At 68.0% G+C, this 12,007-nt stretch carries 13 protein-coding genes and 2 pseudogenes; 10 read left to right on the forward strand and 5 right to left on the reverse strand.

The genetic code is table 11. The features are described from left to right. Nucleotides 1–5: 5 nt before the first annotated feature. The 3 genes from ACFYPA_RS29005 (at nucleotide 6) to ACFYPA_RS29015 (ending at nucleotide 2,473) form a co-directional block, all read left to right on the forward strand. Nucleotides 6–944 carry an SDR family oxidoreductase gene (locus ACFYPA_RS29005; protein WP_389135101.1) on the forward strand — a complete coding sequence of 313 codons (939 nt, stop codon included), beginning with the start codon at nucleotides 6–8 and terminating at the stop codon, nucleotides 942–944. A 37-nt stretch (nucleotides 945–981) separates the two neighbouring features. Next, nucleotides 982–1,824: a helix-turn-helix transcriptional regulator gene (locus ACFYPA_RS29010; RefSeq protein WP_389135103.1), complete on the forward strand. Its 843-nt coding sequence runs from the start codon at nucleotides 982–984 to the stop codon at nucleotides 1,822–1,824. A 154-nt stretch (nucleotides 1,825–1,978) separates the two neighbouring features. Continuing rightward, nucleotides 1,979–2,473, forward strand: coding sequence for a DinB family protein (locus ACFYPA_RS29015; protein ID WP_389135105.1), 495 nt, complete (start codon nucleotides 1,979–1,981; stop codon nucleotides 2,471–2,473). Nucleotides 2,474–2,645: 172 nt separating this feature from the next. Here ACFYPA_RS29015 and ACFYPA_RS29020 read toward each other — a convergent pair. The 3 genes and pseudogenes from ACFYPA_RS29020 to ACFYPA_RS29030 form a co-directional block, all read right to left on the reverse strand. After that, a pseudogene (locus ACFYPA_RS29020) lies at nucleotides 2,646–2,774 on the reverse strand (transposase); the annotation flags it as partial. Between the two features lie 62 nt (nucleotides 2,775–2,836). Further along, a complete protein-coding gene (locus tag ACFYPA_RS29025; protein WP_389135107.1) occupies nucleotides 2,837–3,283 on the reverse strand; it encodes a transposase family protein in 447 nt (148 codons plus the stop codon). A 476-nt stretch (nucleotides 3,284–3,759) separates the two neighbouring features. Next, nucleotides 3,760–4,590 carry a hypothetical protein gene (locus tag ACFYPA_RS29030; protein WP_389135109.1) on the reverse strand — a complete coding sequence of 277 codons (831 nt, stop codon included), beginning with the start codon at nucleotides 4,588–4,590 and terminating at the stop codon, nucleotides 3,760–3,762. Nucleotides 4,591–5,179: 589 nt separating this feature from the next. Between ACFYPA_RS29030 and ACFYPA_RS29035 the strand changes: the two genes are divergently transcribed. The 4 genes and pseudogenes from ACFYPA_RS29035 to ACFYPA_RS29050 all read left to right on the forward strand — a co-directional run bounded on the left by ACFYPA_RS29035 (nucleotide 5,180) and on the right by ACFYPA_RS29050 (nucleotide 9,370). Continuing rightward, nucleotides 5,180–6,574, forward strand: coding sequence for a PP2C family protein-serine/threonine phosphatase (locus ACFYPA_RS29035; protein ID WP_389135111.1), 1,395 nt, complete (start codon nucleotides 5,180–5,182; stop codon nucleotides 6,572–6,574). Then, a complete protein-coding gene (locus ACFYPA_RS29040) occupies nucleotides 6,571–6,939 on the forward strand; it encodes an STAS domain-containing protein (RefSeq protein WP_389135113.1) in 369 nt (122 codons plus the stop codon). The genes ACFYPA_RS29035 and ACFYPA_RS29040 overlap by 4 nt, the downstream gene beginning before the upstream one ends. A 37-nt stretch (nucleotides 6,940–6,976) precedes the next feature. Next, nucleotides 6,977–7,595 (forward strand): annotated as a pseudogene (locus ACFYPA_RS29045) (IS5 family transposase); the annotation flags it as partial. Between the two features lie 923 nt (nucleotides 7,596–8,518). Continuing rightward, the gene (locus ACFYPA_RS29050) at nucleotides 8,519–9,370 is read left to right on the forward strand and encodes a hypothetical protein (protein WP_389135116.1); all 852 of its coding nucleotides are present in this window, start codon (nucleotides 8,519–8,521) and stop codon (nucleotides 9,368–9,370) included. 147 nt (nucleotides 9,371–9,517) lie between these two features. Here ACFYPA_RS29050 and ACFYPA_RS29055 read toward each other — a convergent pair whose 3' ends face one another. After that, nucleotides 9,518–9,829: a hypothetical protein gene (locus ACFYPA_RS29055; RefSeq protein WP_389135118.1), complete on the reverse strand. Its 312-nt coding sequence runs from the start codon at nucleotides 9,827–9,829 to the stop codon at nucleotides 9,518–9,520. A 218-nt stretch (nucleotides 9,830–10,047) separates the two neighbouring features. Here ACFYPA_RS29055 and ACFYPA_RS29060 point away from each other — a divergent pair, with 218 nt between their 5' ends. From ACFYPA_RS29060 to ACFYPA_RS29070, 3 genes are read left to right on the forward strand one after another with little or no spacing between them, the layout of a single operon-like run. After that, on the forward strand, nucleotides 10,048–10,866 hold the full coding sequence (locus ACFYPA_RS29060) for an IS5 family transposase (protein ID WP_389135120.1): 819 nt from the start codon (nucleotides 10,048–10,050) through the stop codon (nucleotides 10,864–10,866). Beyond that, nucleotides 10,863–11,057: a hypothetical protein gene (locus ACFYPA_RS29065; RefSeq protein WP_359083100.1), complete on the forward strand. Its 195-nt coding sequence runs from the start codon at nucleotides 10,863–10,865 to the stop codon at nucleotides 11,055–11,057. The genes ACFYPA_RS29060 and ACFYPA_RS29065 overlap by 4 nt, the downstream gene beginning before the upstream one ends. Continuing rightward, on the forward strand, nucleotides 11,057–11,263 hold the full coding sequence (locus tag ACFYPA_RS29070) for a hypothetical protein (RefSeq protein WP_389135123.1): 207 nt from the start codon (nucleotides 11,057–11,059) through the stop codon (nucleotides 11,261–11,263). Before ACFYPA_RS29065 ends, ACFYPA_RS29070 begins: the two co-directional genes overlap by 1 nt. On the opposite strand, the gene ACFYPA_RS29075 is transcribed toward ACFYPA_RS29070, so the two are convergent. Beyond that, nucleotides 11,244–11,978 (reverse strand): DUF6193 family natural product biosynthesis protein, encoded by a 735-nt coding sequence (locus ACFYPA_RS29075; RefSeq protein ID WP_389135125.1) that lies wholly within the window; start codon nucleotides 11,976–11,978, stop codon nucleotides 11,244–11,246. The genes ACFYPA_RS29070 and ACFYPA_RS29075 overlap by 20 nt on opposite strands. Nucleotides 11,979–12,007: the final 29 nt, after the last annotated feature.

Raw genomic sequence — 12,007 nt, forward strand, 5'->3', positions numbered from 1 at the left:
TCGTCATGGCCAAGCCTGATGTGAGTGTGCCCGATCTGAGCGGGAAGCTGGCCGTGGTCACCGGCGCGAGCGACGGGATCGGCCTCGGGCTGGCCGGCCGTCTGGCCGCCGCCGGGGCCGACGTGGTCCTGCCGGTACGCAACACCGCCAAGGGGGCTGCCGCCGTAGCCCGAATCCGCGCCGCCGGTCCGGGGGCGCGGGTCTCCCTCCGCGCGCTGGACCTGTCCTCGCTGGAGTCCGTCGCCGCGCTCGGTGAGCAACTCCTGGGCGAGGGGCGTCCCATCGACTTCCTGGTCAACAATGCCGGAATCATGGAACCCCCGATCCGACGGGAGACCAAGGAGGGCTTCGAGCTGCAGTTCGGCACCAACCACCTCGGACACTTCGCTCTGGTGACAGCCCTACTGCCGCTGCTGCGCGCCGCGGGCGGCCGGGTGACCTCGCAGAGCAGCATCGCCGCGAACCTGGGCGGCATCCACTGGGACGATCCGCAGTGGCAGGCCGGGTACAAGCCCTCCGCCGCCTACAGCCAGTCCAAGATCGCGCAGATGCTCTTCGCGCTGGAGCTGGACCGCCGCAGCCACCGGTGGGGCTGGAGCATCAGCAGCAATGTCGCCCACCCCGGTATCACCCCGACCAACCTGCTGGCGGCCCAGCCGCACCTGGGCCGGAGCAAGGACACCGTCGCGGTGCGGGTGATCCGCAGACTCGGCCGGGCCGGGATCCTGGTCCAGTCCCCCGAGGCCGGACCGCTGCCCGCGCTCTACGCCGCCGCCCATCCCGACGCCCGAGGCGGGGCGTTCTACGGGCCGCGCGGCTTTCTGCACCTCAGCGGCGCCCCCGCGGAGCAGCGGATCTACAAGAACGCCCGCGACCTGACCGCCGCCCAGCGGATCTGGGACCTGTCCGAGCAACTGACCGGCCTGCGCTTCCCCACCTCCTGACCCGCTGCCGCCTCCTGACACGAGGGAGAATGCCGCCATGGACCGAGCACAGCTGTCCGACTTCCTGCGCACCCGCCGCGAGGCGCTGCAGCCCGAGGACGTAGGCCTGCCCCGCGGGCCGCGCCGACGCACCCAGGGCCTGCGCCGCGAGGAGGTGGCCACCCTCTGCGGCATGTCCACCGACTACTACGCCCGTATCGAGCAGCAGCGCGGCCCGCTGCCCTCCGAGTCGATGCTGGCCGCCGTCGCCCGCGGGCTGCACCTGTCCCTGGACGAACGCGACCACCTGTTCCGCATCGCCGGGCACAACACCCCCGGCCGCGCGCTGCGCGGCGACCACGTCAATCCCGGCATCATGCGGATCCTGGACCGCCTGGCCGACACGCCCGCCCAGGTGGTCAACAGAACCGGCGAGACCCTGGTGCAGACCCGGCCCGCGGTCGCGCTGGTCGGCAACGAGACCAAGTTCACCGGACTGGACCGCAGCCTCGTCTACCGCTGGTTCGCCGCCCCGCTGGCCCGCCGGATCTATCCGAAGGCCGATCACCCGATGCAGGGCCGCACCTTCACGTCCGAACTACGCGCCGCCTACTCCCGGCAGGGCGCGGACTCCCGGGCTGGCGAGATCGTCGCCGCCCTCCTGCAGCGGAGCGAGGAGTTCGCCGAGATCTGGGCCGGCCATGAGATCAGCGTGCGCCGCCCGGAGGACCTCAAGCGTATGGTGCACCCCGACCTCGGCCTCCTCGAACTGCACTGCCAGGTGCTCTTCGACGCCGACCAGGAGCAGGCCCTCCTGGTTTACACGGCGACCCCCGGCACCGAGAGCCACGACAAGCTGCAGTTGCTGTCCCTCCTCGGCGACCGCCAACCACACCACTAGTGTGCTGCACCGCGTTAGTCCGAGGAGGGTCTATAACCACGGCCGGTAGCCGCTACCGGGACGTCTACTCGCCTCTGCGGGGTGCTTCCGGACGCTCCCGCAATGACCGAGTTCCCCTCCACGGACTTACGGTGCAGCACTAGGGTCTGCTGTCATGGACTCCCGAGCGACCACCGACCCCGCTACCTTTCCTGCCCCGCTGCGCGAGCAGTTCGAGACGTTCCTCGATGAGCACCGGGCCGCCCTCCACGCCAGTTTGGGCGGGCTGACCGAGGAGCAGGCCCGGCGGTCGCTGGTGGCGTCGAAGACCACGCTGCTGGGGCTCGTCAAGCACGTCACGTTCGTGGAGAAGGTCTGGTTCGACGAGGCGATCGCCTGCCGGCCGCGTGCCGAGATCGGTATTCCGGACACGCCCGACGAGTCCTTCGACCTGGACTCCGGCGATACCGTGGCCTCGGTCCAGCTCGCCTACAGGAAAGCCTGCGAGGCGTCGCGGAAGGCCGCCGCGGAGCTGTCGCTGGACGATGTCGTACGGGGAAACCGGCGCGGCCCGCTGCCGATGCGCTGGATCTACCTCCACGTGCTGCGCGAACTGGCCCAGCACTGCGGCCACGCGGACATCCTGCGCGAGCAGATCCAAGCCGCCTAACGAGCTCGTGCACGGTTAGCGGTGGGACGTCGAAGAGGTCGGTGGGGCCTCGGTGCTCACGGCCGAGCCGGGAACAGGTCTGCGGTCTGCTGCTGGCACAGTAGGCCGGCGATGCTTGGACGGTGTCGTCCAAGTGCTCGCGGCGGCCGAGGCGACGAGCCAGCGCCCGCCAGTTCCTCAGGTGCGCGATGCCGTGCTCGACCCCGATGCGGCGTGAGGAGTGGGCCTTGCGCCGGCGCTCGTGAATCTCCTCGTACCAGGCCGGGGCATTCTTCTTGAATTTGCGGTGCGGGGGTGTCACGACGCGTCCGCCGGTCTGGGCGCCGAGGCCTTGATAGCCGGCGTCGGCAAGGATCTCGCCTGCTAGTCCGTCAGCCAGGAGCTGACCAGCCCCAACTCCCGGGCATGGGTGATGTCCGCGCAGCTGCCGGGCTTGGTGGGGCTGCAGAACAGCAGCCGTCCGTCCCCGTCGGTGAAGACCATGGCCTTCACAGCGTTCTGCTTGTTCTTGCCGGAGCTGAACTTGTCCCGGTCCTTGTGGCCGACGGCCGGGCGGCGGACCCGGATCTCGGTACCGTCGATGATGCCGGTCCTCCCGGTCTCGCCGAGGTGGCCGACGACCTCGGCCAGGGTTCGCAGCCGTACGTCGGGGCTGATGGTGCATACCCGCTCGGCGAGCAGGGGCCTCACCTCGCCGATGGCCCGGGTGACAGTCGAGCGGGCCACACCGAACCAGCAGGCCAGCACGTCATGCGTGACCCCGTGGCGAAGGTGCACGAGCGTGGCCAGGAGCCGGTCGATGAAGACCATGCGGTGCTTCGCACCGGCGCCTACCGCACGCTTCCGCGGCTGGGACGCAAGCCCGGCCTGGTGTCGCTCATGCCACAACGGTCCCACCTCGGCAACGAGTTCAGCGATCACCGCGGCCGACAGACCCGTGATCCTCCGGTCGCTGAGATCGCTGTGCGCGTCACGTTCCCCACCACACGACCATGATCGACGATCCAGAGGCCGACGTCCCACCGCTAACCGTGCACGAGTTCGTCAGGGGCGGTCGCAACCTACGGGACGGCCAGAGCACGGACCGGCCTGCCGTGCGCGGCCATCTCCTGGCTGGGAGCCGGGGGTGTCGCGGGCATCCTCAGCTGGGGTCTGGGCACGGGCCACCCGTTCGGCTAAGCGCTGGCGGCCTTCCAGCTTCTCGTCGGTGCCGTGCTGCTGCCCGGGCACCTGCGGCGCTCGGCCCGCTGGGTTGCCGCGAGTGCCCGGGCGGGCCGCAGCGGACGCTAGACCTGCGCCGGGACCTTCTCGGCCGCCGTTTCACGAGCCTGCTCGTCCTCGCCGTCCGCGGTGTCGTCCGCGGCGGTCACGGCAGCCCTCTCGGCGGGCGCGGTGTACATCGCGTTCCCTTGCTGGCGCGACTTCTCTGCGAGGTTCATCTTGACAAGGCTCTCCAGGTTGTTGCGCACCGACTGGACGGTGGTTGCCCGGCTGGGATGATCCTTGGCGAGCTGATCGCTGACCTCACGGGCCACGCACGGCTCGCCCGGGGTCTTGAGGAGGATGTCCAGGATCAGCTGCCGCAGCGGCGGCCCCGACTTCTTCTCCGCGGCCTTCTCCGCCGGCGCCTCCGAGGTGGTGGCGGCCTCCGGTGCCGGAGTCTGAGCAGCCACCGGCCTTTTGGCAGCGGCCTTCTTCACTGCCGGCTTCTTGGTGGCATTCTTCACGGAGCCCGCCTTCTTCACCGTGGTCTTCTTGGCCGGAGCCGCCTTCTTGGCGGGTCGCTTGGGCTCTTCCACCTTCACCGACTGGTCCTGCCGCGGCTGGGGAACAGTCGTGGGTGCATCAGTGGCAGCCGGTGCGGAGCTCTCCTCGCCTCCCTGCAGCCCGTCTTCCACCGCGGCCGCCTCGGGCTCGTTCGGGGCGGCCGTCCCGGGCAGACTGCCCTGCGCCTGGCCCAACCAGCGCTCCTCCACCTTGAGTTGGCCAAGGCGCTCCTGAAGGCCCATGATCTGCGTGGTGATCTCGTCCTGCTCCGTGCGGTTGGCCGCGAGGTCGGCAGCGTACTGCTGGGCGTACTTATTCTGGATGGGGGTCTTCTCGGGCTCGTTGGCCACGACAGCACGCTCCTTGTACCTGGTAGTTGCTGCCGGATGCTACTCACCCAACGGGCCGACTCGCTGCTCTCACCGATCACACCACCCTTGCGGCACCGTGGAGACCCTTCAAAGCGCGGCCCCCAGGAGGGCGGGCTCCCATCACGTCAGCGGCAGTCGTCCACAGCTCCCGTCAGCCAGTTGACGTGCGGCATCCCTGCAGCGGACCCACGACGGCTCGGCGCAGCGGTCCGCCCCTGCCCAGGGAAACTCTGTGCCCCGCGCCTGCGGTCGCCGGCAATGGCATCGCGTTGAGGGTCCGGGCGGGTGATCCCGATGTCGCGCCACCCCTGCGTCTCGGGTGTGCATTGTGTGTATCCCTGGTGTGCTGGGTGGGGAGGTCTGGGCGGGGGAGGCCAAGAGGGAGGGGAGGAGACGATCGAGGCCCGGAAGACTCAGAACGGGTGAGTAGTCTGCTTAAGGCGTCGGCTGTGTGGCTGTCGCTTTTACGGGGGAAAAAAATGAGACGAGGCTTATGTCCGATCAAGTCAGTGCGCCTGTTATAGCGCCGAGCGGACCCTCGCTTACAGCGTCGGCGGAAGCGGCGCGGATGGCCGCGGTGCGCCGCTATGACATCCTCGATACCCCTCCGGACGGTGCCTATGACCGGGTCGCGGCGCTGGCCGCGCGTCTGTTCGACATGCCGGTGGCGACCGTGACGATCGTGGACGAGGACCGGATCTGGTTCAAGGCCGCGCATGGTCTGGACGGCGTCACCCAGATCGGCCGGGACCCCGGGCTGTGCGGGTCGGCGGTACTGCGGGATGACACCACGGTCATCCCTGACACCCTGGCCGATCCGGTCGCCTGCTCCAACCCCCTGGTCGCCGGTCCGATGGGGGTGCGGTTCTATGCCGCCGCCCCGATCATCACCGCGGACGGGTACCGCCTGGGCACGGTCAACGTCCTGGACACCCGCCCCCGCGAGCTGAACGAGGCGGATGCCAACACCCTGGCGGACCTGGCGGCGATGGTGCGCGACCAGCTGGAGCTGCGACTGTCCGCACTGAACGCGGTGCGCGCCGAGCAGGAACGCCGCAAGGCCGAGCAGGAGCGGCGCCAGGTAGAGGCGGAGGCGCGCCGGCGCGCTGAGAGGGACAAGGCGGCGATCGCCAAGTTCGCTTCCACCCTGCAGCGGACCCTGGTGCCTCCCGCGCTGCCGGCGGTGCCCGGGCTGGAGCTGGCGTGTCACTACAAGACCGCTTCCCCCCAAGAAGTGGGTGGGGACTTCTACGATGTCTTTCCCGTCGGCGGAGGCCGGTGGGCGTTCTTCCTGGGTGACGTGTGCGGCAAGGGCGCCGAAGCCGCCTCGATCACCTCGCTGACCCGCTACACGCTGCGGGCCGCGGCCCTGGTCGACGCCGACCCGACGGCTTCTTTGCAGGCGCTGAACACGGCACTGCTGCTGGATGCCGCAGTCGGCACCCGCTTCTGCACCGCCGTCGTCGGCATGATCGAACCGTCCGCAGACGGCAGCTTCACTGTCAAGGTCGCCACCGGCGGCCACCCTCCCGCCTACCACCTCAGCCCCATCGAGGGTGCCGGTGTACGGGTCGAGGAGGTCCGTGCCAAGGGAGGAATGCTGGTCGGCGCGTTCGCCGAAGCCACCTTCGCCTCACGCACCCTCCACCTTGAGCCCGGACAGGGACTGCTGGTGTACACCGACGGGCTGACCGAGGCCCGCACCGCAGACGGAGACATGCTCAACCAAGACGGGCTGGCAGCCTTCCTGGCCAACCGCCCCCGACCCGTCAGCGCCGCCGCCCTCATCGAGGACACCGTGGCGCTGCTGGATACCCTGCCCGACACCGAACGCGACGACGTTGCCGTGCTGGCCCTGTCCGTTCCCACCGCCGACGCCGCACCCGTGGGCATCACCGCCACGGCCCACAGCGCCGCCGCCCCCGCCGACAACTTCGGCGGACAGGAGAACCGACGTCCATGACCGACGCATTCCACCTCGACGTCACGCACACGCACGGCACCCGAGCAGTGATCGCCCTGACCGGTGAATTCGACATCGCCACCGCCCCCCTCGTACGAGCCCGTGCGCTGGAGCTGATCGCGGGCGGACACCCCGATCTGATCGCCGACCTGACAGGCGTCACCTTCTGCGACTCTTCCGGCCTCGGAGCTCTGGTCGGTATCTGGCGCTGCACCAAGGAAGCCGACGGCTCGCTAGCCCTGGCCACCGTCCCTGATCGCCTGGGGCGCCTGCTGAGCACCACCGGAATGGACACTCTGCTGCCCGCCTACCCCAACGCCGAAGCTGCTCTGCGCGCGACCCAGGAGACCCGCACTACCACTTAGACCGAGTCCTATGTGGGGCTGGCTCGTTGGGCTCGTCATGGGGCGGGGTACGTGGAGTTGGATTGTTCCGGACGGGTTGTGGGAGATCGCGGAGCCGCTGATACCGCCGCCGAAGGTGCGGCCGCAGGGCGGCGGGACACAGGACACGCCTGATGAGACGCTGTTCGTGGCGATCATCTGCGTCCTGGTCAGCGGATGCGCCTGGCGGGCCTTGCCACCCTGCTTCGGATATCGAAGTCAACAGCGCACCGCAGGTTTCTGATCTGGTCGAGAGCCGGTGTGTGGGGCCGGCTGCACGAGGAGATCTTGCACCGCCTGGACGACGCAGGCCTCCTCGACCTCCCGCGAGCCGTCCTCGACTCCGCCCACATGAGGGCTAAAAAAGGGGCGAACTCACAGGTCCGAGCCCTGTCGACAGGGGCAAGCCGGATTCCAAGATGCACGTCCTGTCGGACGCAAACGGGCTGCCCCTCGTCGTCGGCGTCTCCGCGGCGAACACCCATGACAGCCTCGCGCTGAAGCCCATGATCGAGGGCAACCAAACGAGACGCGACCCCCACCGCGGCCACTACGTCAGGCCCCAGCGCCTGCATGCGGACAAAGCCTACGACGTGCCTCACCTGCGAAAATGGCTGTGGGGCAAGCACATCGGCGTGAACGATGTCACCAGCTGATCCCACTTCTCCAGGCTGTGCCGTCCGTGTGGGGCAAGCGTGGCCAGCCCCGGCGCCGCCCGGATGTGGTGCTGGGCGACCGCGGCGCCGACGCGCCGGGTATCGGCGTACACGCGGGCCCTGACCCCCAGCACACCGGCAAATCCGCCGGATCGCTCCAAACCGTCCGGGGCGGAAGGACCGTCCGGAGCAGAGGACGGTAGAGGAGATGACGTACTGAACGAAGTTTCGAAGGTGGGCGTGAACACCGCGTCGCCGGGCACAAGGACTATCGCACCGAGGTCCTGGCATTTGGAGCCGGTCGGGATCTACCCACCAAGGGCCGAACTCGGGCCCTTGTGAAACTCATACGCACACGCGCCTGAGTCGGAATTGACGATAGGGTTTAAAATGATAATTCTTGGGCTTATTCTGCTGATCATCGGCTTGCTTGTCGGTATGGGTCTGCTGACGACGATCGGTGGCATCCTCATTCTGGTTGGCGCCATCCTGTGGATCCTGGGTGCGACCGGTCGTGCGGTCGGTGGACGCAAACACTTCTTCTAAAGTCAGGTCGTCTCACCAACTCTCTGTGACGAGTGACGTGTCCATGAGCCTTTTTCAACCTCACGCTTCGGCGTGAGGTTGAAAAAGGCTCATGGTCTCGTGGTGGGACTGACCTCCCCGGGGTGACCTGTGATCGATCGCTGACCTGGCTCATGGTCGGGGCGAGTCAATTTGCAAGGAGTAACGTTGAGCGACGACCCAGACCCCGACCAACCGGTCCGAGACCTCAGCACCGGGAAAATCGATCGCCTCGAAGCGTTCGCGACCGCCGCCTCGCCTACCGGTGGGAGCCCGCAGGATCTCGACTGATTGTCCTGGGAGAGGACGAGACCGCCGCGGCGCGGCTGGCCCGCGAGGTGGTGCGCGGGCAGCTGTTGGCCGATCGGCTCACGATCGCCCCCGAAGACACCGGACTCCTCCTCGACACCCTCGACAACCACATGGCCACCCTGCGCACCGCCTACGGCCCTGACGTCTGGGCAAACGACAACGCCCTCATCCGCGAGGCCTATCAAGAGGCGGTCATGACCCTGGCCGACCACCGGGACCCCCGCGCCCTCCCCGACGTGATCCGCTCCCTCGAAACGCGTATGGACGACTGGCGGGCCCTCTACGGCGTCGGCGGCTACCCACAGGCCGCCGACCGGCTCGTCCCCCTCCTCGCCAACGGCCTGCGATTCATCGATCCCGACCGCCCGCACACGCCCATCCCCGCCGGCCTCTACCTGTCCTGCCTGGCCGAGCTGAAGGACCCCATCGCAATACCCGTGATCACCGACACCCTCACGTGGGCCAGCCAGCACCAAAGCTGGACCGTAGCGACCGACGCCCTCGACGCCCTCGCCACCTTCGGACTCGACGCACAACCCGTCCGCACCCCCATCCGCCCCTTGCCCAACGCCCCTAACGACGCAGTACGCGCCGCGGCCCGAGCCACGCTCGACGCGCTCACCGACCGCCAAGCACCCCACCTCGCCCGGTCGAAACCCGGCAACGGCTACGCGCAGGAACCCGCCCTACTGAACCCCCTCGCGGTGCTTGGGTGGGTGCTGGCGCGACGCTATCGCGCTCGACTATCGCAATGTTGGACTGCGCGTGTACGACGTGATGGTTCAGCGCTCGCCTCGTGGCGGGGTCGATCCAAGGTTCTCGCCGGACGTCATGCGAGACATCTTCGGGGTCCTCAGCGTCGTTTTCCTCGCAGTAACTAGGGTGCAGGCGGCCGGGATGTTCGGGTCTGATGCAGGGTCGGACGCCAGAAGATCCGCCGGCCACCAGGCTCACCACATCAAGAACGGTGCACTTTCATCGGTGCTGTCGCAGATCTTGTGACGTTTGCTCGGGTGAGGCCAGTCCGGTCAATTCTCTTCCCGACCTGGTGGCGTGGTTGGTTCGCGGCGAAGGAGCTCTTTAAAGGAGCAGTCGGAGTCGGGGTCCTCTACCAGGCAAAGGTTTAGCCCTTGCTCATCACGCCGGATCAGGGCTGAAAGCAAGCAGGAGGTCTTCGGTTCGTCGATGTCCAGTGCGATGATGTCGCCGCTGGTGATTTTGTCGTCGGCGAACGATGAGCCCGTGTCGTCGGGCGTGCTGAAGAAGAGCCAGCGCCCGGCTGCTATGTCGGGGCACGGCGTGCCTCCCAGCATGGCACTATTGAGGCTTTCGCCCGTCATGCTGCGGTCGGCTCCCAGGTGAAGGCGAGCACCGGCCGGGTTGCTCCACTCGCCCGCAAGAGCCGACCGATCAATGCGGATTGCTTCACCCCCTGCGCTCGCGCAGCCTCCGCAGGTACAGGCCAACACGGCAGCCAGAGCCGACAACCATCTCGCTGAAGTCATTCGCATCCCCGCCCCACGATCGACTGAACGCGTTCAGAATAGATGCTGAACGGGTGAGTGAGCGCAAGCGGTATCCGAGCGACCTGACGGACGAGCGATGGGCGTTGATCGAGCCGGTGATCACCGCCTGGAAGGCCGTGCACCCGTCGGTCAGCGGTCACCAGGGCCGTTATGAGTTGCGGGAGATCGTCAACGCGATCCTCTATCAGTCCTGGACCGGCTGCCAGTGGGAGTACCTGCCGCCGCGTGCGGCGACGTACTACTACATCGCCAAGTGGCGCGAGGACGGCGTCGACCAGACGATCCATGACCTGCTGCGCTGGCAGGTCCGCGAGAAGGCCGGACGGTCGGAGGATCCGAGCCTGGTGGTGCTGGACACCCAGAGCGTCCATACCGCGGGGAACGTCCCGGCCGCCACGACCGGGAAGGACGCGGCGAAGAGGGTTCCCGGGCGCAAGCGCGGGCTCGCGGTCGACCTGCTCGGCCTGGTCATCGCGGTCGCCGCGTTCGCGGCCTCGGTGCACGAGAACCGGGCCGGGACCGTGCTACTTGACCGCGTCGTCAGGCAGACGGCGACCGTGTCAAAGGTGCTGGTTGATCAGGGGTTAAAGAGCACGGTCGTCGCGCACGGTGCGATGCCGAGCATCGACGTCGAGATCGTCAAGCGCAATCCGGCCGACAGGGGCTTCGTCCCGCAGGCAAAGCGGTGGGTCGTCGAACGCACCTACAGGCTCTTGATGCTGCATCGCCGCCTCGTCCGCGACTACGAGGGCCGTCCGGCCAGCTCCGAGTCGCGGGTCTACTGGGCGATGACCGACGTGATAGCCCGACGGCTCACCGGGACCAGCACCCCGAGCTGGCGCGACGCATGACCGGAACGGGGGCGCTGGGACAACTGCTGGACAAGATCGCGGCACGCGAGCAGGCCGTCGAGGCCGAGGCCGAGCAGGTCCGCACGCACATCGACGAACTGGCCGGCCGACTCGGCGGACTGGACCGGATCACGCGGAAGACGGTGCTCGCATTCTCGGATGATGACCTCAATGAGCCCCCGACCCCGTAGTGCCGGAGCATCCGGCCGACCAGCAGATCCTGGCCGCATTCGCCGAGATGCGACAGCCGATGCGGGCCCGCGACCTATGCCATGCCCTCGAGCTGGACAGCATCCCGAAGAACATCGAGAGCACGCGGCACAAGCTCAAGCGACTCGTCGACCGCGACATCCTGTCCGAGGCCGAGCCTGGTCTGTTCAGTCCACCCCGGGCGTGACGGCGACAAGGTCGGAGGGCAGATGACGCAGGGCCATCGACACGGCCTCCTTTGCTGTCGTGGCCTCGGCGAGGACCTCTCCCATGTAGTGGGTGCTGAGGGTGTAGGGCTTCTGCCGATGCGCATCCAGGCACAGCGGGACGACAGTGAGGCGTGGGCGAGTGCTGGTGGAGAAGCGCAGCGTCCAGTGGCTGGTGAACGGGTAGAGCCCCCGCAGCGCCGGTTCGGAGTATGCGGCCTCGATGAGCGCGCGGTATTCGGGCCAGTCCATCTCGTCGGCCTCTGTGTGCAGATGCTGCCACTCGGACTCGGCCAGTCGCTCCGGATCGTGGTCGGGTACCTCGAAGCGCCCGGTGAGGTGCACGAACGGCGCGGCGCGGCGGATCGTGGCCAGCTCCACCCCGTCGTGCCAGGCCTGCGCAACCCGAGCAACCTGGGCGAGTTCCTGCGTGTCGCCTTCTACGAGCGCCATGTCCTGAAACGGCTCGCAGCCGCGGATCGACCAACGACGTTCGGCCTCCCAGGCACTGATCGCCAGCGCCGTCCGATGCGGAACCAAACTCGTGACCGAAGCATGGAGCAGCGGATTGGATTCGGAGGCCTCGAACGAGACGGCGAGGCAGTCCCTGCCCGCTGTGGCTTGGAGTGCGGCAGCCAGGCTGCCTTCAGTTGCGATGTCGGCATACAGGACGGCTGGATCACGGGAGGCGGCCATGAAGGAAGATTGTGCCGCAGTCTCGACCC

Source organism: Streptomyces sp. NPDC005775 (genome assembly GCF_042871565.1).
Lineage (GTDB): Bacteria > Actinomycetota > Actinomycetes > Streptomycetales > Streptomycetaceae > Streptomyces.